The sequence below is a fragment of the Pseudomonas sp. L-22-4S-12 genome, assembly GCF_009799935.1.
In the GTDB taxonomy this organism is placed as follows: Bacteria; Pseudomonadota; Gammaproteobacteria; order Pseudomonadales; family Pseudomonadaceae; genus Aquipseudomonas.
Window position 1 is genome coordinate 1 of the sequence record NZ_WELL01000012.1, and the last position, 23,187, is coordinate 23,187.

Annotated in this window: 20 protein-coding genes; 2 read left to right on the plus strand and 18 right to left on the minus strand. The window is 67.7% G+C overall.

The genetic code is table 11. From position 1 onward, the window contains the following. The coding region (locus tag F3I16_RS19880; protein ID WP_256670247.1) for an aconitase family protein at positions 1–491 on the plus strand (491 nt) is incomplete at its 5' end. Positions 492–855: 364 nt separating this feature from the next. Here F3I16_RS19880 and F3I16_RS19885 read toward each other — a convergent pair. The 8 genes from F3I16_RS19885 to F3I16_RS19920 form a co-directional block, all read right to left on the minus strand. Then, positions 856–1,659, minus strand: coding sequence for a hypothetical protein (locus F3I16_RS19885; protein ID WP_160495263.1), 804 nt, complete (start codon positions 1,657–1,659; stop codon positions 856–858). Between the two features lie 82 nt (positions 1,660–1,741). Then, positions 1,742–4,177: an RND family transporter gene (locus tag F3I16_RS19890; protein ID WP_160495264.1), complete on the minus strand. Its 2,436-nt coding sequence runs from the start codon at positions 4,175–4,177 to the stop codon at positions 1,742–1,744. Positions 4,178–4,204: 27 nt separating this feature from the next. After that, positions 4,205–5,275 carry a YCF48-related protein gene (locus tag F3I16_RS19895; RefSeq protein ID WP_160495265.1) on the minus strand — a complete coding sequence of 357 codons (1,071 nt, stop codon included), beginning with the start codon at positions 5,273–5,275 and terminating at the stop codon, positions 4,205–4,207. Positions 5,276–5,416: 141 nt separating this feature from the next. Beyond that, positions 5,417–6,772 carry a DUF1329 domain-containing protein gene (locus F3I16_RS19900; protein WP_160495266.1) on the minus strand — a complete coding sequence of 452 codons (1,356 nt, stop codon included), beginning with the start codon at positions 6,770–6,772 and terminating at the stop codon, positions 5,417–5,419. 38 nt (positions 6,773–6,810) lie between these two features. Then, complete coding sequence (locus tag F3I16_RS19905; protein ID WP_160495267.1) at positions 6,811–8,799, minus strand: DUF1302 domain-containing protein; 1,989 nt, start codon at positions 8,797–8,799, stop codon at positions 6,811–6,813. A 97-nt stretch (positions 8,800–8,896) separates the two neighbouring features. Then, positions 8,897–9,463: an alpha/beta hydrolase gene (locus tag F3I16_RS19910; protein ID WP_160495268.1), complete on the minus strand. Its 567-nt coding sequence runs from the start codon at positions 9,461–9,463 to the stop codon at positions 8,897–8,899. A gap of 277 nt (positions 9,464–9,740) precedes the next feature. Continuing rightward, positions 9,741–11,459, minus strand: coding sequence for an EAL domain-containing protein (locus F3I16_RS19915; RefSeq protein ID WP_160495269.1), 1,719 nt, complete (start codon positions 11,457–11,459; stop codon positions 9,741–9,743). Positions 11,460–11,484: 25 nt separating this feature from the next. Next, complete coding sequence (locus F3I16_RS19920; RefSeq protein WP_160495270.1) at positions 11,485–13,050, minus strand: PAS domain-containing methyl-accepting chemotaxis protein; 1,566 nt, start codon at positions 13,048–13,050, stop codon at positions 11,485–11,487. A gap of 296 nt (positions 13,051–13,346) precedes the next feature. Between F3I16_RS19920 and F3I16_RS19925 the strand changes: the two genes are divergently transcribed. Further along, positions 13,347–14,369 (plus strand): AraC family transcriptional regulator, encoded by a 1,023-nt coding sequence (locus tag F3I16_RS19925; RefSeq protein WP_160495271.1) that lies wholly within the window; start codon positions 13,347–13,349, stop codon positions 14,367–14,369. A 6-nt stretch (positions 14,370–14,375) separates the two neighbouring features. On the opposite strand, the gene F3I16_RS19930 is transcribed toward F3I16_RS19925, so the two are convergent. The 10 genes from F3I16_RS19930 to F3I16_RS19975 form a co-directional block, all read right to left on the minus strand. Then, positions 14,376–15,209, minus strand: a complete 834-nt coding sequence (locus tag F3I16_RS19930) for an SDR family NAD(P)-dependent oxidoreductase (protein WP_160495272.1) — start codon at positions 15,207–15,209, stop codon at positions 14,376–14,378. Between the two features lie 15 nt (positions 15,210–15,224). Next, positions 15,225–15,950: a hypothetical protein gene (locus tag F3I16_RS19935; protein WP_160495273.1), complete on the minus strand. Its 726-nt coding sequence runs from the start codon at positions 15,948–15,950 to the stop codon at positions 15,225–15,227. 35 nt (positions 15,951–15,985) lie between these two features. Next, positions 15,986–16,174, minus strand: coding sequence for a hypothetical protein (locus tag F3I16_RS19940; protein ID WP_160495274.1), 189 nt, complete (start codon positions 16,172–16,174; stop codon positions 15,986–15,988). A 129-nt stretch (positions 16,175–16,303) separates the two neighbouring features. After that, positions 16,304–16,933: a CoA transferase subunit B gene (locus tag F3I16_RS19945; RefSeq protein WP_160495275.1), complete on the minus strand. Its 630-nt coding sequence runs from the start codon at positions 16,931–16,933 to the stop codon at positions 16,304–16,306. A 2-nt stretch (positions 16,934–16,935) separates the two neighbouring features. Further along, positions 16,936–17,631: a CoA transferase subunit A gene (locus tag F3I16_RS19950; RefSeq protein ID WP_160495276.1), complete on the minus strand. Its 696-nt coding sequence runs from the start codon at positions 17,629–17,631 to the stop codon at positions 16,936–16,938. Between the two features lie 30 nt (positions 17,632–17,661). After that, positions 17,662–19,575: an alpha/beta fold hydrolase gene (locus tag F3I16_RS19955; RefSeq protein ID WP_256670249.1), complete on the minus strand. Its 1,914-nt coding sequence runs from the start codon at positions 19,573–19,575 to the stop codon at positions 17,662–17,664. 50 nt (positions 19,576–19,625) lie between these two features. Further along, positions 19,626–20,636, minus strand: coding sequence for a YeiH family protein (locus F3I16_RS19960; protein WP_160495277.1), 1,011 nt, complete (start codon positions 20,634–20,636; stop codon positions 19,626–19,628). Continuing rightward, complete coding sequence (locus tag F3I16_RS19965; RefSeq protein ID WP_160495278.1) at positions 20,633–20,959, minus strand: Rieske 2Fe-2S domain-containing protein; 327 nt, start codon at positions 20,957–20,959, stop codon at positions 20,633–20,635. Before F3I16_RS19965 ends, F3I16_RS19960 begins: the two co-directional genes overlap by 4 nt. After that, positions 20,956–21,621: a DsbA family oxidoreductase gene (locus F3I16_RS19970; protein ID WP_160495279.1), complete on the minus strand. Its 666-nt coding sequence runs from the start codon at positions 21,619–21,621 to the stop codon at positions 20,956–20,958. Before F3I16_RS19970 ends, F3I16_RS19965 begins: the two co-directional genes overlap by 4 nt. Further along, complete coding sequence (locus F3I16_RS19975) at positions 21,618–22,946, minus strand: MFS transporter (protein ID WP_160495280.1); 1,329 nt, start codon at positions 22,944–22,946, stop codon at positions 21,618–21,620. The genes F3I16_RS19970 and F3I16_RS19975 overlap by 4 nt, the downstream gene beginning before the upstream one ends. Positions 22,947–23,187 lie beyond the last annotated feature (241 nt).

Sequence of the window (23,187 nt, forward strand, 5' to 3'; positions counted from 1 at the left end):
AAGTGTTCATCGGTTCGTGCATGACCAACATCGGTCACTTCCGCGCCGCCGGCAAGCTGCTGGACAAGGTCAAGGGTGGCATTCCGACCCGTCTGTGGCTGGCGCCACCGACCAAGATGGACGTCCACCAGCTGACCGAGGAAGGCTACTACGGCATCTTCGGCCGCTCCGGCGCGCGCCTGGAAATGCCGGGCTGCTCGCTGTGCATGGGTAACCAGGCGCGGGTACAGACCGGTTCGACCGTGGTCTCCACCTCGACCCGCAACTTCCCCAACCGCCTGGGCGACGCAACCAACGTGTACCTGGCCTCTGCCGAACTGGCCGCGGTGGCTTCGATCACCGGCAAGCTGCCGAGCGTCGAGGAATACATGACCTACGCCAAGGACATCGACAGCATGGCTGCCGACGTTTACCGCTACCTCTCCTTCGACCAGATCGCCGAGTTCCGCGAAGCCGCGGCCAACGCCAAGATCCCTGCCGTGCAGGTCTAAGCGTTAGCTGCAATGCTGAAGCCCCGCCTGGTGCGGGGCTTTTTTATGTCCGCAATAGCGAGAGTGACGGGTGGGAGCGGATTTATCCGCGATAAACAGGCAGCTCGGCGTAGGTCCTGATCGCGAATGAATTCGCTCCCACGAACAGCCAGAGCAGCCACCGCGAACGCTTGAGCCAAACAACAGCGCGGCGTAGCAACGCGTAACAGGTACAGAGCTTTTTCATGGTTATTTCCCCATAGCCTGTTGCCAAGGCGATGAGTCGCAGGTTGGGTTGAGGAGCAACGCGACGAAGCCCAACGACCCTGCCCCGGTTGTTGGGCTTCGCTGCGCTCAACGCCAACCTACCCATGCTCGCCGTTGTTCAGCGCGGACGATGAGCCCCTGGTGACGGCGGGCCGTTCATGGGTAGCGCGGCAGCGATATCGTTCCAGATGGCTTCGACGGTCTGGCTGTGGCTCTCATACACCTGCCGGCCCACGGCCAGGTAGATGGCCCCTTCGGCCAGGGGGGCCGGCAGGACTTCCAGGCGACCACGAAACTCCGGCATGGCGAGCAGCCGCTCGACCTGGTGTTCATGGTCAACCGCCAGGCTGCCACGGCCCTTCTGCAGCATGAGCGCCAGCTGCCTGGAGTTGCGCGCGGTATCGACCGTGGGCACGGCCATGCCCTCCAGCAGCACCTTGAGCGTCGTGCGACCGGAGAGATACAGCAGCGGCTTGTCGAGCCCGCGAAATCGCCGGCCATTCCAGTCGGCCTGGCTGTCGCGGGTGCGAAATACCAGGATCCGTGTCGTGCCCAGCGCGCGCCGCGGATCCGGCTCACCGGCCTGCAGCGGAAAAACCATGAACTGGCGGTATTCCGCGGTAGCGGCCGCGCCGGCCACGGCGCTGTACAGATCGTGCTGCACCCCGGCCAGGCAGCGCCGCCAGGGCTGGGCGACGAACGCCACCCGCAGGCCCTGGCGTTCGGCTGCCCGCCGGATCAGCTGCTGACGCTCGCTTTCGTGGCGCGGATGGGTGAAGGGCGGAAATTCCTCGTCGCTGACGCAGACCGAGAAGTCGGCCGCCAGGGCCGAACCGCCCAGGCACAGCAGCAAGCCGGCAAGCCAGGGCAAGCCAAGCCGGCCAGGCAGGCGGCCGGCCTGTAGCAGTTCGGCGAGGGGCATGGGCAGGTTCAGCACCGGCACGCTCACAGGCGCAGGGCGTGGTGCCAGGAAAGCGCCCGCAGCGGGCGCTCACCCGGCTGGCTCACGCCTTGCTCTTGAGCAGGAAGTGCGACAGCGCCGGGATCAGGATCAACGCACCGAGCATGTTCCACAGGAACATGAAGGTCAGCAGGATGCCCATGTCGGCCTGGAACTTGATCGGCGACCAGGCCCAGCACACCACGCCGGCGGCCAGGGTGATGCCGACCAGGCCGACCACCCGGCCGGTGAAGGCGATGGCGTTCTGGTAGGCGTCGGACAGCGACATGCCCTGGCGCTGGTAATGCAGCTGCACGCTGAGCAGGTACAGCGCGTAGTCCACGCCGATGCCCACGCCCAGGGCGATCACCGGCAGGGTGGCAACCTTCACGCCGATGCCCATGGCCACCATCAGCGCCTCACAGAGGATCGAGGTCAGCACCAGCGGCAGCAGCGCCACCAGCATGGCGCGCCAGCTGCGGAAGGTGAACAGGCAGAACAGCGCCACGGCCAGGTACACGTACAGCAGCATGGTGCGGTTGGCCTCGCGCACCACGATGTTGGTGGCCGCCTCGATGCCGGCTGAACCTGCGGCCAGCAGGAACTGGCGCTCCGGCGTGCTGTTCTCGCGGGCGAACTTGTCGGCGATGGCCACCACCTGGTCGAGGGTCTCGGCCTTGTGGTCCTTCAGGTAGGCGATCACCGGCATCAGCGAGCAGTCGGTGTTGAACAGCTCGGGGGCGTTGACCGAGGTCTGCTGCGCCGCGTAGTTGAGCATGTCCTGGTTGCGCTGGATGCTGGCCAGCTTCGGGTTGCCCTCGAAGGAGCCGGCGGTGATCTGGCGCACCGCGTTGACCAGCGACACCGTGGTCTGCACCCCCGGATGCTGCTGCAGCTCCCAGGCCAGGCGGTCGGCCAGGATCAGGGTGCCGTAGTTCAGGCAGCCCTCGGGAGCGGTCTTGATCATCACCGCGAACAGGTCGCTGGACAGCGCGTAGTGGCTGGTGATGTAGGCGTTGTCGCGGTTGTAGCGCGAGTCGGCGCGCAGCTCCGGGGCGCCGCTGTCGAGGTCGCCGATCTGCAGCTGCAGGCTGACCATGAAGCCGCCGATGCCCAGCAGCAGCGCCACCAGCACGGCGCCGGTGGCCCACTTGCGGGTGGTGAAGCGGTCGAGCAGGTCCCACAGCTTGCCGAAGCCGCGGTGCTGGGCGGCGCGGCTGTCGATCTTCAGCGCGCGCTCGGCGGCCTTGCGGCCGACGCCGACGTAGGACAGCGCCACCGGCATCATCAGCAGCGAGGTGAAGATCAGCACGGCCACGCCGATGCTGGCGGTGATGGCCAGGTCCTGGATCACCGGGATGTCGATCAGCATCAGCACGGCGAAACCCACGGCGTCGGCCAGCAGCGCGGTGACCCCGGCGATGAACAGGCGGCGGAAGGTGTAGCGCGCGGCCACCAGCTTGTGGGTGCCGCGGCCGATGTCCTGCATGATGCCGTTCATCTTCTGCGCCGCGTGGGACACGCCGATGGCGAAGATCAGGAAGGGCACCAGGATCGAGTAGGGGTCGATGGCGTAGCCCAGCCAGGCCACCAGGCCCAGCTGCCAGACCACCGCCATCAGCGAGCAGCCGATCACCAGCAGGGTGCTGCGGATGCAGCGGGTGTAGAGGTAGATGATGGCGATCGAGGTGACCACCGCCAGGGCGAAGAACAGCATCACCTGGATCAGCCCGTCGATCAGGTCGCCGACCAGCTTGGCGAAGCCGATCACGCGGACCTTGTACTTGCCGCTGCCCTCCTCGCCCGACTCGCGCGCGGCGCTGTCGCCGGCGAACTCGACCTGGTCGCGCAGCTGCTCTTCGAGCATGCGCGAGAACTGGTGGTAGTCGATGCCCTTGCCGGTGGCGGTGTCGCGGTCCAGCAGCGGCACGATCAGCATGGTCGACTTGAAGTCGCTGGCCACCAGGCTGCCGACTATGCCGGCGCGGGTGATGTTCTGCCGCAGCTGCTCGATGTCCTCGGGCTTGCCGGCGTAGCTGTCGGGCATCACCGGGCCGCCCTGGAAGCCTTCCTCGGTGACTTCGGTCCAGCGCACCGAGGGCGTCCACAGCGACTTCATCCAGGCGCGGTCCACGCCCGGGGCGAGGAACAGCTTGTCGTTGACCTGCTTGAGGGTCTCCAGGTACTCGGGGTCGAAGATGTCGCCCTGGGTGTTCTCCACCACCACCCGCACCGAGTTGCCCAGGCCGCGCAGCGAGGCGCGGTTCTCCAGGAAGTTGCGGATATAGGGCTGGCTCTGCGGGATCATCTTCTCGAAGCTGGGCTTGAGCTCCAGGCGGTTCACCGCCATGTAGCCCAGCACCAGGGTGACCAGCGCCATGAGCAGGACGAACAGCCCGCGGTGGTTGAACACCAGGCGTTCGAGACGGTTGCCGCTGCGCGGATCGAAATCGCGCAGATCGCGGATCACCGGCCAGGTGTCTTGTTGGATTTTGCCCATGACGGGTACTCGCTCCGATTCTTGTCGTTATTCGCCAGGCAGGCTGCGCACGCCGCGACCGCCCACCAGCACCAGCTCGCCCTTGGCCGACAGCGCGGCGCCGGCGACCGGCGCCTGGCCCTGCTGCGGCATCAGGCGCAGGCTCAGATCGTCTTCCACCTGCAGGCGGTGACCGGCCTGGGTGAACAGCTGGTAGCGCCCGCCGCGGTCCTTGGTGGCGGCGGTGATGCTGACCTGCAGGCCGCTGTCGAGCTGCTGCCAGTTCTGCCCGCCGTCGCGACTGAGGAACACATGGCCGCGCAGCCCAAAGACCAGCACCTCGCCGGGCTTGCCGATGACGCCGAAGTAGCTGCCCTCGTAGGGACTGGGCACGGCGGCGAAGCGCTTGGTCTCGGCGTCCCAGCGGCGCAGCAGGCCCTGCTCGCCGACCAGGTAGAGCGCATCGCCGGTACTGTTCAGCGCCGTCAGGTGCAGGCCCATGGGGTTGTCGGTGCGGTCCTGCAGCGGGTCCCAGGTCTGGCCGCCGTCGCGGGTGGCCAGGATCAGGTTGAACACGCCCACGGCGAAGCCGGTCTGGGCGTCGGCGAACCACACGTCGAGGAACGGCTTGTCGGCGCCCTCGACCTTCAGCCGCTCGCCCTCGGCAGCGAGCGTGGCCCACTGTTCGTTGTCCGGCTCCAGCTGGGCCAGGGCGCCGTAGTGCTCGATCAGCAGGGTGCCGATCTGCCGGCCGTCCAGCTGCTTGCGCCAGTTACGGCCGCCATCGTCGCTGTGCAGGATCACCCCGTCGTTGCCCACCGCCCAGCCCAGGCTGGGGTTGGCGAAGTGCACCGCATTGAGGTCGACGCTGACCGGCACTTCAGCCTGCTGCCAGCTCTGCCCGGCGTCATCGGAATAGACAATGTGGCCACGCTGGCCGACCGCCACCAGCCGGTTGCCGGCCAGGTCCAGGTCCAGCAGCGGGCTGCGCACGGCCAGCGCGCTGGGCTTGGCCGGCAGGTCCAGCACATCGACATAGCCATTGGCCCAGGCAGCGCCTGCCAGCAACGCCAACAGGGCACCCAGAGCGAGCCGCACGTACCCTCGCAAAGCACACATACCGCGTCCTCATCTGAAAAAAGCCCCGCACGGGTGTTGCGCCGGTCACGCACCGGCAACCTACGTGCAGGGTCAGGAAAACCTTCCCGCGCCCTCGGGCGGCGGGTATCCGGCGCCGGGCGAACCCGGCGCCGGCGGCACTCAGCGGATGCCGGCGCCGGCCAGGGCCTCGGGCGACCACTGGGCCTTGGAGAGCGGCTCGATGTACTTGATGCCGCCGTACGGGCCGACCACGCCGTTGATGTTGTAGCTGCCACCCACCAGATCGTAGATCACGTGCGGCGCGGTGTTGGGGGTGTCGACGTCGTAGCTCTGGGTCAGGAAACTGTAGGAGCCGCGGTACAGCTTGCCGCCGGCGTCATACTGGTCCGAGGCCAGGGCGTTCCAGGTGTCCTCGTCGAGGTAGAAGCGACGCTTGGCGTACACGTGGCGCATGCCGGACTTCAGGCTGCCTTCCACCACCCACACGCGGTGCTTCTCCCAGCGCACGAATTCCGGCGCCAGGTGGTTCGGCGTGGTCAGCGGCTTGGGGTCCTTGATGTAGGTGAGCTTGTAGGTGTTGTAGGGCACGAACACTTCCTGCTTGCCGACCAGTTTCCAGTCGTAGCGGTCCAGCGCACCGTTGAACACGTAGATGTCGTCGTAGGTGCCGGAGCCGGCGGTGCCCGGGTTCGGGGTGTCGTAGGCCAGGTTCGGCGCCAGCTTCACCCGACGCACGCCGGGCAGGTACTGCCAGGCGCGGCGCGGCTGTTCCAGCGGGTTGGCGGCGTCCTTGAGCATCAGCGACTCGCCGGCGCGGCGGGCCGGGCCGCTGTAGTACAGCTTGGTCTGGAAGTAGGTGTCCTTGGCGTCGATCAGCTTGTTGGCGTCTTCATAGATCGGGAAGGCGTTGAACGCGGTGCCGGTGGTGGCCAGGGTGGCGACGCCGGCGGAGTCGACGTTCCAGGAGTCGTACTTGGTGGTGTAACCCGCACCCTGGTAGCGCAGCAGGTGGTTCCACATGGCCTCGGCGCCGGACTGCGGGATCGGGAAGGGAATGCCCGGCAGCACGTTCTCGATGGCGTTGCCGCCTTCCAGCGACTTGGCGCCGGTGGCGTTCTTCAGGGTGTTGTCCAGCAGCGCCTGGGGCATGGTGGCGGTGCGGTGGGTCGGGTAGACGTCGACGCGGAAGCTCGGGAAGCGCTTGGCCAGCTCGTAGGTCACGGCGGTCAGCTGGTCCTTGTGCTGGTCGGCGTTCTTGCCGTCGATCACCAGCAGCGGTTGCTCGCCGGCGAAGGGATCGGGACGCACGGTGTCGCCGGCCTTGAAGTCGGCCGGGGCGGTCTTCAGGCCGCCGGCGAAGGCCGGGATGGAACCGTCGGCGCTGGCGGCCATCTCGGCGCCGACCGGGGTCAGCGACTGGCCGAGCTTGGCCGCCTCGCTGGCGGATACGGCGGCCTGGGCCTGGACTGCGGCCAGGGCGAGGGATGCAGCCAGTACGGTGTGCACGAATTTCATCTTGTTGTTCTCCTGCTCAGAGGCTAGCAATTCGTGGATCAGAAAGTGGTTTTGAAGGTCAGGTAGAGCGCGCCGCGATCCTCGCCGGTGGCGCCGCCGCCGGAGAAGGAGGAGTAGCCACCGCCGTAGCAGGTGTAGCGCTCGGTGCCATCCAGGGCGTTGGGGGTGGCACCGTCGGTGGCGCCGTTCTCGCACTTCTCGGCATCGCCGAAGGAGTCCACGTACTTGAGGTCGACGTAGTACTGGTTGTAGATGGCCGCGGACAGGCCCACCGCGTAGTTGCCGGTGTCCTCGGCGCCGCCGGCGACCACCGGCGAAACGCCGTCGAGGCCGACGTTGATCGACATCGGTGCGGAGAGGTCCACGCCCGGGAACACCTGGTACCAGGTCGGGGTGAAGTTGACGGCCAGGCCCCAGTTGTCACGGGTCGGCTTGTCGATGCCGCGGTAGCTGTCCTCGCCCTTGTACAGCGCCTCGTTCTGGCTATCGAGGCTCAGCAGGTTGCTGTAGTACAGCTCGCCCAGCAGGCTGGCGGAATCGAAGAAAGGCGTGTCGGCGATGGCCACCAGGCCGTTGATGGTCCAGTGCAGGGTATCGCCGGTGGCGGCCATGCTGTCGCCCTCGCCCGGCAGGTCGGTGACCACGCCGGTTCCGGGGGTGCGCGGAGCCAGCGCCGGGTGCCCCAGGCCGGCGGCCAGACCGCCCGGGCCGGTGGCGCTGATCAGTGCCGGGATGCTGGACAGCGGCATGTTGCTGCGGATGTTCAGGTCGCTGCCGACGCTGACCCCGGCGAACTCCTTGGACAGGCTCAGGCCGTAGATGTCGATGTCGTCGCCGTAGGAGAGGTTGTAGCTGGTGCCGGCCAGGGAATCGACCAGGCGGCAGACGCCGGTGCCCGGCACGCTGACCACGCCACCCGGCGCCACCACGCAGCTGCCCTGGGTCAGCGACAGCGAGCGGGCATCCAGAACGGCCTGCGGCAGGATGTCGGAGGTGTTGCGGTAGTAGAAGCCCAGGGTGCCGTCCAGCCACTCAGGCGCCCACTTGGCCATCACGCCCCAGTCGCCGCTGTCACCGGGGGTGTTGTCGTCGCCACGGCGCACATTGGTCAGCGCATCATTACCCAAGAATCCGGCCGGACGGGCGGTATGGCCGAGCAGGAAGGACTGCGCGCCCTCGCCGAGCAGGTCGGAGGTGCCGTAGTAGGTGCCGGCCTCCGGCAGGCGCGCGGCATCCCAGTTGAAGAAGTACTGGGCGCCGAAGGTCCACTCGGAATTCAGGGTGAAGCTGGTCGACAACTGCTCGCGCGGCACGAACAGTTCCTTGGCCTCGGTGCCCGGCGAAGCGGCCAGCTTGGCCAGGTCCAGGCCGGACTGGCCGTAGCTCAGCGAGTGCACCGGGTTGAGGATGGTCTCGCCCCAGAACACGTTGTGCTGGCCGGCCTTGACGCTGAACAGCGACTCCTCACCGACCTCGGTGCTGTAGAACAGGAAGGCATCGAGAATCTCGCCGGACGGGCCGCTGTAGTAGCGCTGGGCGTAGCGGCTCAGGTGCGGATTGCCGTTGCCCAGGCCATCGCGATTGGTAAAGCCACCGACCTGGAAATGCTCACCCGTCATGCCACTGACCGCATCGTTGCCGTTGACGAACGGATTGGAGTTGGAGCCGGTGTTGTCGTAGGCCTTGTCGTACCAGGAGGCGGCGCTGACGCGAAAGCCCATGCTGTTCTGGTAGACCACGTCCAGCTCGGTGAGCAGGTCGACGCGGTTGGTGATGTTGGTACCGGCCTTGCGGAAGTTGTAGTCGCCGTCGTTGTTGTTCGGCGTGGCCAGCATGCGCTTGTCGGCGCTCTCGGTGCGCACACCGTAGTTGTACTTGACGGTGTTGTCGAAGCGGACGTTCCAGTCCTCGCTGCCGGTCTCCAGTTCCATCGCCTGGGCGGTACCGAGGCCGAGGCCCATCAGGATGGCCGAGGCCAGCAGGCTTTTCGGCAGGCAGGCAAGGTGATGCTTGTTGTTATTGTGCATCTAGCTTTCTCCACGCTTGGACGGTGGTGGTTGGTGAGGCTGCCGCCCGGGCCGACTGCCGGATTCCTCCGGCGCCCGGCGCGGGCGGCAAAGGTATTCAGTTGTCGAGCCGGCGGATCAGCGCCTCGGCCTGCGGCCACTCGCCGAAGCCGGCGGCCGGGTTCAGGTGGCCGACTTCACCCAGGTTCAGCAGCTCGCTGCCCCAGGCGTCGGCCATGGCGGCGGCGGCCTCGAAGCTGGCCAGGTAGTCGTTGCTGCTGGCGGCCAGAATGCTGGGAAAGGGTAGACGACCCTGTGGCAGTGGCTCCCAGCCGTTGACGCGCAGGCTGTCCGGGGTCGGGTAGTTGTCCGGCCAGGTGGCGGCCATGTCCGGCGGCGCGGCCAGCAGCGCGCCCTTGATCGGACGGCCGTGGCGGGCGGCCCAGTGCACCACCATCAGCACCCCGGCGCTGTGCGCGACCAGGATCACCGGGCCGTCGATCCGCTCCAGCTCCTGCTGGATGGCCTCGACGCGTGCATCCAGGCTCAGCTTGTTCGCCTCCAGCGGCGGCACCGAGCGCGCCTTGCTCAGCTTGGCCTCGAGCAGGGTTTGCCAGTGTTGCGGCACATGCTCGCGCAGGCCGGGAACGATCAGCACAGTGGCATGGGTTTGCAGCTTGTCCACATCGACACCTTTGCAGTTGGGCCGGCCCTACGGGCAGCCGGAAAGTCGTTGTGAACAACAGTAAGGTTCTCTCCCCTACCCCGCTTCACATTTCACGTCAGCCATTTCTCATTTGATGACAGATGAAAAATACAGCGACGACAGCCCCGGGCAACGGCCGCAGGCCGCACGAACACCAGCCGGGCAAACCGCCATACGCCACGCCGAGGGCGGCGCAGCACGGCCTGCCCCGGCATGTGCAGCGGACAAGTCTGCGAGCAGTGTTGGGCGGGGCGACTCAGCCCCGAACCGACAAGGTCTGCCTGGCGCGCAGCAGTGCCTGCAGCTGCTCAAGCGGCATCGGCCTGGCGAGCCAGTAGCCCTGGCCGTGGTCGCAACCGCTGGCCCGCAGGCAGGCGAGTTGCTCCGCCGTTTCGATGCCCTCGGCCACCACCGCGATGCCCAGGCTGGCGGCCACCTGCACGGCGGCACGAACAATCGCCAGGTCGACGGCATCCGTTGGCAGGCCGGCGATGAAGCTGCGATCGATCTTCAACCGGTCGAAGGGCAGCTGCTTGAGCGTGCCGAGCGAGGAGTAGCCGGTGCCGAAGTCATCCATGCTGACCACCACGCCACTGGCGCGCAGGCTGTTGATGATCTGCAGCGCCTCCTCGATGTTGCTCACCGCCACCCGCTCGGTGATCTCCAGTTCCAGGCGCTCGCTGGGCAGGCCGCTGCGCGCCAGGCACTCGCCGATCAGGGCGAGGAAGTCCTCGCGCAGGAAGGTCGATCCGCAGATGTTCACGGCCACCGGCACGTCGAGCAGGCCGCTGCGGATCAGCGTCAGGTTGTCGCGACAGGCACGCTCCAGCACCCAGTGGGTAATGGCGCCAATCAGCCCGTACTCCTCGGCCAGGCCGATGAACTCTGCCGGCGGGACCTGGCCATACTCGGCATCCTGCCAGCGCAGCAGGGCTTCGATCCCCACCGGGCGCGGCGTCTCGTCGAGCCTGTACTGCAGCTGGTAATGCAGCTGCAGGCGCTCCTCCTTCAAGGCCTCGCGCAGGCGATCGAGCATCTGCAGACGCGCCTCCGTGCGACTGCGCAACTCGCGCTGGAACATGCGCAGGCAATTGCCCCCCGCCGCCTTGGCCTGGTACATGGCCAGGTCGGCATCGTTGAGCAACTGGTCGACGCCCTGGCTGTCGCCGGGATAGAGGCTGATGCCCAGGCTCGCGCCCACGCTCAGGCTGAGACCGCCGACCCGAAAGCGCGGCAGCATGCACTCAATCAGGCGCTCGCCCAGGCGCAACGGCTCATTGTGCTGCACGCCCATCGGCGCGATCACCACAAACTCGTCACCGCCGACCCGCGCCAGCTGGTCCCCCTGGCGCAGGGCGCCGCGCAGGCGCTGGGCGACATCGGCGAGCAGGCGGTCGCCGATCTGATGATCGTGGCGGTCGTTGATCCGCTTGAAGCCGTCGAGATCGATAAACAGCACGGCCAGGCTGCGACCGCTCTCGTCGCTGGCATTCATCGCCTGCTGCAGGCACTCGCGCAGCTGGTGGCGATTGAGGCAGCCGGTGAGCAGATCGTAGTTGGCCAGGTGGGTCAGGCGCTCATGCAGGGCTCGCCGCTCACTGATGTCGTGGCAGATGCCGACGAACAGGCGCTGCCCGCCCAGTTGCAGCTCGCCGACGCTCAGGTGCAGGGGAAAGCAGCTGCCATCCTTGCGCCGCCCCATGACTTCGCGGCCCTTGCCGATGACCCTGGGCCGGCCGCTGTGCTGGTAGTTGGCCAGATAGCCATCGTGCTGGCTGTGATAGGGCTCGGGCATCAGCACATTGATGTTCTGCCCGAGCAGCTCCTCACGGGCATAGCCGAAGGTGCGCACCGCGGCCGGATTGAGTTCGCGCACCTGGCCGCGCGCATCGATCACGACCATGCTATCGACCGCCGTGTCGAACACCGCGCTGGCCAACTCACCCAGGCCGAAACCCGCCTCTGCGTGAGGCACTCGCATATCCATGTTCGCCATCCACTCAGGTATTGAAGCGTGCGACCAGCGCGTGCAGGGAATGGGCGGTGGCCTCCAGCTCGCCGCCCAGCTGAGCGGAACGCGCGGTGACTGCGGCGTTCTGCTCGGCGGCCATGGAGATGTTGCTGATCTGCCGTGAAACGTCCTCGGCCACCAGGTTCTGCTGCTCCGCTGCGCTGGCCATCTGCTCGGCCATCTGGTGGATGCGCTCGACCGCCGCGGTGATGCCATCCAGCGCCTGCTCGGTCTCGATCACCCACTCCACCCCGGCACGCGCTTCTTCACTGCCCTGGCGGGCGATCTGCACCGCCTGGCCGGCCACCCCCTGCAGGCTGGCGATGATGGCCTGGATGGCCTCGGTGGACTCCTGGGTCTTCGAGGCCAGGGCGCGCACCTCGTCGGCCACCACGGCAAAACCACGGCCCTGCTCGCCGGCACGGGCCGCTTCGATGGCGGCATTGAGGGCCAGCAGATTGGTCTGCTCGGCAATCGCGCGAATCATGTTGGCCGCCTGCTGGATCGACTGGGCCTCGCTGGCCAGGCCCGCCACCGAGGCGCTGATGCCATCCACCGTGCGCGCCAGCTTCTCCACCACCGCGCGGCTCTGCTGGGCCTGACGGGTGCCGCCCTGCGACAGCTGATTGACCTGGCGCGCTTCCGCGGCGGTCTGCTGCACATGCACGGCAACCTGGCCGATCGAGGCGGCCATCTGGTTCATCGCGGTGGCCGCCATGTCGGCCTCGATGCGCTGCGCCTGCAGCGCCTGCTCGGCCTGCTGCACCAGCTGGCCGTTCTGCGAGGCCTGGCTGGCGGTGCGCGTGGCATAGTCGCCGAGCACGCCGAGGGCCGTGCGGATGCGCGCGCCCTCGCTGATCAGCACCAGCTGCAGGCGCGCCACCGCGCCGGTGTCGTCGGTGTAGGTGTGCGCCACCAGCTCGCTGTCGAAGGCCTTGGGCGCGGTCTGGGCCACCCGCAGCAGGGCGCGCTTGACGAAGCCCAGGGTGGCGATGGTCTGCCCCAGCGAGGCCAGCACCAGCAGGGCGATACCGAGGCCGGCATGGTCGGTGAGGAACAGCAGCGGCCCCAGCAGCGCACCGAGCAGCGGCAGCAGCAGGAAGCGCGCCGCCACGCCGAGGCGCTCGCCCAGCGAGGCCGCCGCACGACCCTGGTTCAGGCGCGCGTACAGGGCGCTGGCGCGGCGCACCTGGGCGGCATCCGGCTTGACCTGCACCGACTCGTAGCCCACCACCCGCTCCTGCTCGAAAATCGGCGTGACATAGGCATTGACCCAGTAATGATCGCCATTGCTGCAGCGGTTCTTGACGATGCCCATCCAGCTCTTGCCCGCCTTGAGGTACTCCCACATCTGCGCGAACACCTGCGCCGGCATTTCCGGATGACGCACCAGATTGTGCGGGCTGCCGATCAGCTGCTCCCGGCTGAAGCCACTGACGGCGACGAACTGGTCGTTGCAGGAGGTGATCAGGCCCTGGGTATCGGTGGTGGAAATCAGACGTTGGTCGGCCGGGTAGTTCGACTCCCGGCCGCTGAGCGGCATGTTGACTCGCATCGTTGCTCCTGCGCGTGACTCCGCGCGACTGCCTACCGGGATCGCACTCCGCAGCCGCCGCGCGGGTTCGCGCCGGCAGAGACGGAAGGTCGTTTTCCCCATGGCCGCAGGCCTTCGGGGGGTGGCCGCGCCGGGTGGCTAAGCCCAGCAAGGTGGTCAGGATTGTAGAAACGCGCCCTGCCGGCCGCTTAGCTTTAGCTGCCAGGTACTTTTCATTTCATGACTAAGGTCTTATAAGCTATCAGCCTGCCAAGCCACGCGGCCAACCAAGAGCCGCCCCGAGAGCGAGCCCCACCATGACTGCCCAAGCCCGTTCCGCCGTATTGACCAACTACCTGGAAGTTGCCCGCCAGTACGGTCTGAACACCCACGCCCTGATGTCCAAAGCCGGCCTGAGCCAGTCCGTGCTCAACGACCCCGAGCAGCGCATCCCGGTAGAGGCGGCCATCCGCCTGATGGAAGAATCGGCCCGCGAGAGCGGCTGCGAGACCCTCGGCCTGCGCATGGCCGAACTGCGCCAGCTTTCCGACTTCGGCGAGGTCAGCCTGCTGCTCAGCCACCAGCACAGCCTGCGCGATGCGCTGCAGGTGATCGTGCAATACCGCCACCTGCTCAACGACTCGCTGGCGATCTATATCGAGGAAGCCGGCAAGACGGTGATCATTCGCGAGGAGGTGGTCAGCCACTACCCCACCCACAGCCGCCAGGCCATCGAGCTGGCCATCGGCGTGATGTACCGCTTCTGCGCCGCCCTGCTCGGCGCGCACTGGCACCCGATCAGCGTCAACTTCACCCACGAGGCCCCGGCCGATCTTTCGGTGCATCGGCGCATGTTTGCCTGCCCGCTGGAGTTCGGCAGCGAGTTCAACGGCATCGTCTGCCCTTCGACCAACCTGGATACCGCCAACCCGCTGGCCAACGCCGCCATGGCACGCCACGCCCAGCGCTATCTGGACTCCCTGCAGAATGCCGGCGAACACTCGCTGGCGCTGGACGTGCGCAAGGCCATCTACCTGCTGTTGCCGATGGGCCGGGCCACCATCGAGCAGATCGCCCAGGCCCAGGGCATGAACGTGCGCACCCTGCAGCGACGCCTGGAGGATGAAGGCGGCACCACCTTCAGCGAGCTGATCAACAGCGTGCGCCGCGATCTGGTGATTCGCTACATGGAAAACCCCGGCTACTCCCTGGCGCGCATCGCCGACATGCTCGGCTACTCGCTGCCCAGCTCCTTCACCCGCTGGTTCATCTCCCAGTTCGGCATGCCGCCGGCCGCCTGGCGCAGCGAGCACAACATCGTCCCGCGCAAGAACAGCTGAGCCGGCTCAGGCCGATCGCCTGAGGGCCAGGCGAGCGGCCAGCAGACGATCGAGCAGGCGAGTCGGCAAGCAGCGCGCCAGGTACCACATCGGGTGCAGCGGATAGCGGGCTCGCGGCCGCCTGGCTTGCAGCGCATGCAGCACCGCCTGGCTGACCCGCCCGACCGGCGCGCCCTGCTCGGCGTTGCGCGCCACCAGGGCCTGCAGGGCGTCCATGGCCTGCGCATAGTCGCCGGCGGCGTAGCGCGGGTCGGGCCGGGCCTTGCTCCAGATCGGCGTGCGCACGGGCCCCGGCTCGATCAGCACCACCTCGATGCCCCGGCCGCTCAGCTCGACGCGCAGCGCATCGCTGACCGCCTCCAGGGCATGCTTGGTCGCCGCGTAGCAGCCGGTCATGGGGGTTGCCACGCGGCCCGCTACCGAGCCGATGTTGATCACCCGCGCGGCCCGCCCGGGGCCTGCGCCCAGCAACGGGGCGAAGGCCTGGGTCAGGGCCAGCAGACCAAACAGGTTGACCTCGAACATGCCGCGCATTTCCTCCAGCGGCTGCAGCAGCAGCGGGCCGTTGGGCGAGGCGATGCCGGCATTGTTGATCAGCGCGAAGAGCGGCGCATCACCCAGCCAGTGGCGCACCCGCGCGACCGCTGCCGGCAGCGCGGCCTGGTCGGTGACGTCCAGCAGCAACGGCACAAAGGCCGGGCCGAAGGTCAGGCGCAGGCGCTCGGCCTCCTCCATCCGGCGCAGGGTGCCGATCACCCGGTAGCCCCTGTCGATCAACAGCTGCACACAATCCAGGCCGATACCGGAGGAAACCCCGGTGATCAGTACGCTATCCATCATCTCGAACTCCTTCATTCAGGGCTGGCTGGCGGCCAGCTCGTCCAGGTCCAGCACCGCCCGGCTCAGGTAGAACTCGGCGCCGCCCCCGGCGCCCTGGCTGGGGCTGTGCAGCTGCTTGCGCACGAACTGGTAATGGCGACGGATCGCCTTGAGGGCATCGGCCTGCTCCGGCTGCGCCTGCTCCAGCTGGCTGAAACGCTGGCCGATGGCCTGGTCGAGCTGCTCGCGCTGCTCGACCGCCAGCAGGTCGGTACGGGGCTGCGGCCAGTGGTAGTGGCGCATCTGGTAGTCGAGCAGCAGCCGGGCCAGGTCGCGGCTCTGCAGCTGCAGCGGGTGGCTGCCCTGCCCCGCTGCGGCTGCTTCGGCGGCCTCCTGCAACTGGCGTTGCTGGCTCAGCAACTGACCGAGCAATTCGGGATAGCGCTGCCGCTCGGCGGGCGGCAACCGGTCGAGGCGGCTAAAGGTCCCCTTCAGCGCCGTCAGCGGCGCCTGCAGCGCCGCCGGCTGGCCCAGCTGCACGACCAGGCTGTCCAGGGTGTTGAGGTGGTAATAGACGGCGGTCAGGCCGCGCGGATCGAGGTTGCGCTGCAGCGGGTCGAAGTACAGCAGCGCGCTGGCGCACAGCAGCCGGCTGCGGCTGATCAGCTCGCTCAACTGCTGGTTGCTGCGCGCCTCGGCGAGCACCGCGGGGGACGACAGGCAGAGCAGACTCAACAGTACACAGAGGGTGAAACGGCGCATCGGATTCTCCTTGTTCTTGTTGTGATGGAACTCCGTCAGGCGCTGCTGGCCAGGCGCTGCCGGGCCATGTCGAGCGCCAGGTGCAGGGTGCTGCCCGGCAGCAGTGGCACCCGCAGCGGCAGCCACGGCGCCGGGGCGATAAAGCGCAGGTAGGTGACGATGGCGAACGGGCCCGGGGAAACCGGGCGGGCCATCGGCGTCATGCAGCGGGTCGGCTCAGCCATGGCTGCCGGCGACCGCGCGAGGAATAAAAAGCGGCAGGCTGCCTGGGCAGCCGCCGAAAGCAAACCGATAGCGCGGGGACGCTAACGGCACAGAGTGGGCCCCGCCATGGAGTAAGCGAGGCCGTCCGTTCATCGCAGGATGGCGCAACCGGTGGCCGCCTGCAGGCTGTCGAAGTCCACGCCCGGGGCCATCTCCACCAGGCGCAGGCCCTGCTCGGTGATGTCCAGCACGGCCAGGTCGGTGATGATCCGGTCGACCACGCCGACGCCGGTCAGCGGCAGGTCGCAGCGCTCGAGGATCTTGTGCGCGCCGCCCTTGGCGGTGTGTTCCATGATCACCACCACGCGCTTGACGCCGGCCACCAGGTCCATGGCGCCGCCCATGCCCTTGACCATCTTGCCGGGGATCATCCAGTTGGCCAGGTCGCCGTTCTCGGCCACCTGCATGGCGCCGAGCAGGGCCAGGTTGATGTGGCCGCCACGGATCATGGCGAAGCTCTCGGCGCTGTCGAAGAAGCTGCTGCCGGGCAAGGTGGTGATGGTCTGCTTGCCGGCGTTGATCAGGTCGGCGTCGATCTCCTCTTCGCCCGGGAACGGGCCGATGCCGAGCAGGCCGTTCTCGCTCTGCAGCCAGACGTCCATGCCGTCTGGAATGTAGTTGGCCACCAGGGTCGGCAGGCCGATGCCGAGGTTGACGTAGAAACCGTCCTGCAATTCGGCGGCGGCGCGCTGCGCCATTTCTTCGCGGGTCCAGGCCATGATCAGTTCCTCACCGTACGGACTTCGATACGTTTTTCCGGGCTGCGATTGAGCACCAGGCGCTGCACATAGATGCCCGGCAGATGGATCTCGTCCGGGTCCAGCTCGCCGATCTCGACGATTTCCTCGACCTCGGCCACGCACACCCGGCCGGCCTTGGCCGCCAGCGGATTGAAGTTGCGCGCGGTCTTGTTGAACATCAGGTTGCCGGCCTTGTCGGCCACCGCGCCCTTGATCAGCGCCACATCGGCGGTCAGCGAAGGCTCCATCACGTACCAGTGACCGTCGAACTGGCGGGTCTCCTTGCCTTCGGCGATCAGCGTGCCGTAGCCGGTGCGGGTGTAGAACGCCGGGATGCCGGCACCGCCGGCGCGCAGCTTCTCGGCCAGGGTGCCCTGGGGGGTGAATTCCAGCTCCAGTTCACCGGCCAGGTACTGACGCTCGAACTCCTTGTTGCCGCCCACGTAGGAAGAAATCATCTTCTTGATCTGGCGGCTGTAGAGCAGCGGGCCGAGGCCGAAGTCGTCGACCCCGCAGTTGTTGCTGATGATGGTGAAGCCGGTCTTGCCGGTTTCGCCCAGCGCCTCGATCAGCGCCTCGGGAATGCCGCACAGGCCGAAACCGCCGGAGGCGATGGTGATGCCGTCGTGGACGATATCGGCCAGCGCGGCGTGGGCATCGGGATAGATCTTGTTCATGGATGACCTCGGGGGTTGGGGGCGACCGTCTCAGCGTTCCAGCACGTAGGTGCCGGGCGCATCGCACAGCGCCGGGTATTTCTTCGAACCGAGCGATGACGGCGCCGTGCGGCTGGCGCCGGAGCGCTCGCCGATCCACTGCCGCCAGTGCGGCCACCAGCTGCCTTCCTGGCGCTCGCCGGCAGACTTGAGCCAGTCCTCAGCGTCGGCCTGGGCGGCCGGGGCGGCATGGAAATGGGCCTTGGGGTTGCCCGGCGGGTTGACCAGGCTCTGCAGGTGGCCGGCGTTGGACAGGACGAAGGTGCTGTCCGCGCCGAACAGCCGGGCGGTGCCGTAGCAGCCCTGCCAGGGGGTGATGTGGTCGGTGGTGCCGCCGACCACATAGGCGCCGACCTTGACCTGACTCATGTCGATCGGCAGGCCGCGCACCCGCAACGTATTCGGATTGCTGAAGGGGTTGTGCTGGATCAGGTCCAGGTAGTCGGCGTGCAGCTGGGCCGGCAGGCGCGTGGTGTCGCTGTTCCAGGCCAGGATGTCGAACGCCGGCGGCTTGTTGCCCAGCAGGTAGTTGTTGACCCAGTAGTTCCAGATCAGGTCGTTGGGCCGCAGCCAGGCGAACATGCGCGCCATTTCCTGGCCGCTGAGCACGCCCTTGCGCCGCGAATTGGCCTTGGCCGCAGCCAGCGCCGCCGGGGTGGCGATCAGGCCGATGCTGGTGTCATCCATCACCGCGGGCATGTCCAGCACGCACACCGCCCAGCAGGTGTTGGCCACCTTGGCGCTCTCGCCCACGGCCGCCAGCCAGCCCAGGTAGGCGGCCAGGGTGATGCCGCCGGAGCAGGAGCCCCACATGTTCACGTCCGGGCTGCCGCTGATCTGCCGTGCCACGTCCACCGCCTGGTCCAGGCACTGCACGTAGTCGGACAGGCCCCAGTCGCGCTGCTTGGCAGTCGGGTTGCGCCAGCTGATGACGAACAGCTGCACGCCGCTGTCCTGCGCCCACTTGATCAGGCTCTTCTGCGGCGACAGGTCGACGGCGTAGTACTTGTTGATCTGCGGCGGCGACATCACCAGCGGCCGCTCGAACACGCTGGGGGTGGTCGGCGCGTACTGCAGCAGCTCGAACATCTTGTTGCGAAACACCACCTGGCCCTTGGCCGTGGCGATGTTCTCGCCCAGCTTGAACGGCTCGCTGTCGACCTGGCTGGGCATGCCACGGTTGTGCAGGATGTCGCGCCCCAGCTGGCGGGCGCCCTGCAGCAGGCTGCGCCCGCCGGTGTCGACCACCTTGCGCAGCGCCGCGGGGTTGGTCAGCAGCAGGTTGCTGGGCGCCAGGGCGTCGACCAGCAGGGAGGCGACGAAACGCGCGCGGCCCTTGTCGGCGCCTTCCAGGTCCGAGGCCTCGATGAAGCCGTTGAGCTCGCGCTCGCCGGCCAGGTAGCTCTGCACCAGGGCGCGCAGGAAGGCGTTGCTCTGCCAGGCCGGATCGGCGAAGCGCTTGTCCCTGGGTGCCGGCGCCAGCTCCGAGGCGCCGGTGGCGATGCGGTACAGCTCGCGTAGGTAGTTGCCGCTGTGCATGCCGGCCTTGAACGGGGTGCGCGCCACGGCCTTGAGCAGGCTGCCCGCAGCGCCCAGCACATCGCGCGGGCGCACGCCGATCAGCGGGGTCACCGCCAGGGTGTGGCGCTCGGCGGCAGTGGCCAGCTCGGTCGCCGGCAGCTCGGCAACCGGCTTGGCGGCCTTGATCGCGGCCTTCTTCGGCGCGGGCTTGCTTACTGGCTTGGCGGCCTTCTTCAGCGGTTGCTTCTGCGCCGCTGGCGCGCTGGCGGCGCCGGTCTTGGCGCGACTGGCGCGCGGCTTGCGCGGCGGCCGGGGAGAAACGGCGGGCGCAGGAGTCTGTTCGGCGCCGCTCTGGGCCGAAGGCATTTCGGGGGTCTGGCTCATGACGGCTCTCGGACTGACGGCCTCGGAAGGCGTGAATTAAATGAGGGAACTCACCAGACCCAGCGCAGCAACAGCAGCACCAGGGCGACGAGGAACACGGTTTCGCCGACCATCAGCAGGATCGGCTTGATCCCCACCGCAGCCAGTTCCTTGAGCTGGGTCTTCATGCCCAGGGCACTGATGGCCACCACCAGGCACCAGCGCGACAGCTCGTTGACCCCGCCCTGCACCACCTGCGGCACCCAGCCGGTGCTGTTGATGCAGGCCAGCGCGAGGAAGCCGACGGCGAACATGGGCAGCAATGGCGGGCGCTTGCCGGTCGGGTCGGCACCCTGCATGCGGGTGATCATGGCCGCGGCGACGATCACCGGCAGCAGCATGGCCACGCGCATCAGCTTGACCACGGTGGCGGTGTCGCCGGTCTCGGTGGACATGCTGTAGCCGGCGCCGACCACCTGGGCCACGTCGTGGATGGTGGCGCCGAGGAACACCCCGGCCATCTGCGGCGACAGCTCGGCCCAGTTGGCGATCATCGGGTAGAGGATCATCGCCACGGTGGACAGCGCCGATACGCCGATCACGGTGAACAGGGTGGCGCGTTCCTTCTGCGGGTGGTTGGGCAGCGCGGCGGCCAGCGCCAGCGCCGCCGAGGCGCCGCAGATGGCGGTGGCGCCGCCGGTGAGCATGCCGAACAGGCGCTGGAAGCCCAGGGCCTTGGCCGCCACCACCGAGACCAGGATGGTCACCACCACCAGGGTCACCACCAGCGCCAGCGGCTTCCAGCCCAGGCCGGCGATCTGCTCCAGGGTGATGCGCATGCCCAGCAGGGCCACACCGATGCGCAGCACGCTGCGCGCGGTGAACTCGATGCCGGCCTTGCACTGGCCGTCGGCCGCCAGGAAATTCAGCGACATGCCCAGCAGCAGGGCGAACAGCATCACCGGCGCGCCGTAATGCTCGGACAGAAAGGTGGCCGCGGCGGCGACGATCAGGCTGACGACGAAGCCCGGCGCCAGTTCACGCACGCGACTCTGGATGTTGCCAAGCGCAAGGCTGCTCATGGCCGGGACTCCTCGGGAACAATAACGATGAACGCCTGCTCATCGACCCGCTCGACCGGATAGGTGGCCACCTTGAGCTGGGTCGAGTTGAGCAGGTAACCGCTGGCCAGGTCGAAGCGCAGGCCATGGGCGCAGCACTGGATCACCCGGCCTTGCAGCTGGCCGCCGCACAGCGAGGCGCCCTGGTGCGGGCAACTGTCGTCGATGGCATACAACTGGCCGTCGACGTTGAACAGCGCCAGGCTGTAGTCGGTAATTTCGAACAGCGCGCGCTGGCCGGGCGCCGGCAGCCGCTCGGCCGGCACCGCGATGCGCCGGCTCATGCCGACTGCCCCTGCACGGCGTCATGGGCCAGGGCCTCGTGCATCGCCGCCAGCAGCACTTCGGCCGGCTGCGCGCCGGATACCGCCCAGCGCCGATCGAGAATGAAGTGCGGCACCCCGCCGGCGGCCGCGCCTGCCTGACCGACAAAGGGGCTGCCATCGCCACGCAGGCAGTCGGCCACGACCGCGGCGTCGAGGCCACAGGACTGGGCGATGGCCAGCAGGGTCGCACGGTCGCCGAGGTCTTCGCCTTGCTGGAAATAGGCGGCGAACAGGCGCTCCAGCAGGGCATCGCGCTGGGCCGGCGTGGCCACGGCGTCGGCCAGCTGCAGCAGGCGGTGGGCATCGGCGGTATTGGGCATGCGGGCGATGCGGGCCAGGTCGAGCTGCAGCCCGGTGGCCGCGGCGGCCTGCTGCACCTGGGCCTGGCGCAGGCGCACGGCCTCGGCGCTGCCCAGGCGGTTGCGGTAGAACGCGGCAAAGGGCTCGCCCTGGACCGGGATCTGCGGCAACAGCTGCACGCCGTGCCAGGCCAGCTCGACCTCGACGTCCGGGCGGCTGACGCGCAGCTGGGCCAGGGCGCGCTCCAGCTGGCGCTTGCCGATCAGGCACCAGGGGCAGATGAAATCGAAGAACACATCGATGCGCAGGGAACGACTCACGACTGGGCCTCCAGCGCCGCCTCGACGGACTTCTCCTCGACACCCTGGCCTTTCAGGCGGGCCATGTCGTTGAGGTAATGGCGCTTGCCGTAGAAGAACACCGCCGCCGCCGCGATGCTGACCAGCGGCACCAGCTGGAAGGCGTTGTCCAGGCCGATCAGGTCGGACACCTTGCCGGTCAGCAGCGGGCCGGTGGCCAGGCCGAGCAGGTTGTTGGCCAGGGTCAGGGTGGCGAAGGCGGTGCCATGCACGCTGTAGTGGGTCAGGTTGGCGACCATGGCGCCGGCAGGTCCCGAGGTGCCGGCGGCAATCAGCATGCCCAGGCAGATCATCACCAGCTGCGGCATGCCGAACGGCAGGGCGAAGGCCAGCGACAGCAGCAGGCAACTGCCCAGGCAGTAGGCGATGGACAGCATGAATTTGCGATCCGGACGGTTGCGGCACAGGCGGTCGCTGAGCATGCCGCAGAGGATCATCCCGGCGCCGCTGCACAGCACGATGATCGCCGCCACGGCGCCGGCCTTGTCGGTGGTCATGCCGTAGAAGCGGTTGAGGTAGCTGGGCATCCAGACGATCACGGTGCCGCCGACGAACAGCTGCAGGCCGCTGCCGACGTAGGCGCTGATCACCGAACGGCTGGAATACAGGGTGCGCAGCGGCCGGCTGACCTTGCCCACCGCCTTGCGCGCCGCAGCGGACGCCGCCTGCGGGGCGATACGCGAAGTCCTGACAATGATCGGATAGAGCACGGCCAGCAGCAGGCCGAACAGTGCCATGCCGGCAAAGGCCCAGCGCCAGCCGAAGTGCTGGGCCATCACCCCGCCGGCTGCCATGCCCAGCACCGAGCCGAACATGCCGCCGGAAATGAAGGCGCCGGAGAGCGTGGCACGCATCTCGCGGGGGAACACCGAGACCACCACGGCGATGCCGACGCTGCCGTAGGCGGCCTCGCCGACGCCGACCAGGAAGCGCGCGACGAACATCTGCTCATAATTCTCGGCCAGGGCGCAGCCCAGGGTCGCCAGGCTCCACAGCACGGCCATGATCGTCAGGCTCTTGATCCGACCGAAACGGTCGGCCAACAGCGACAACGGAAAAGTCAGCAGGCCGACCATCAAAGCGACGATGCCGCTGAGCAGGCCCAGCTGGCTGTCGGACAGCGCCCACTCGCTTTTCAGCAGCGGGAACACGGCATTGAGTACCTGCCGCGACATGTAGTCGGAAATCAGCAGGCCGAAGGTCAGGGCGAAGACGATCCAGGCATAGGTGCGCGGGATGCCGAGCGACGTATCGATACCGTCGTCGCTGATGTGATGTGCGGCCATGCTGCCTCCTGGGAGCTTGTTGTTGTAGTGCCTGGAACCAGTTGTGCAAAAGCTTCTGCTGGCCCTTCGTGGGAGCCGGCGCCCGGCGCGACAGCTGGCCAATGTAGTGGCAAGCAGGTAGCACCGATCTGACAGAAGCCTTTGCACAATCGGATCGAGGTCGGTCGAACACGGGCGGCCAGGCCTCCCGTGTCCTTCGCGGCCCCTGTGCCGCGGTGCAAGCCCGCGACTCAGTATCCGC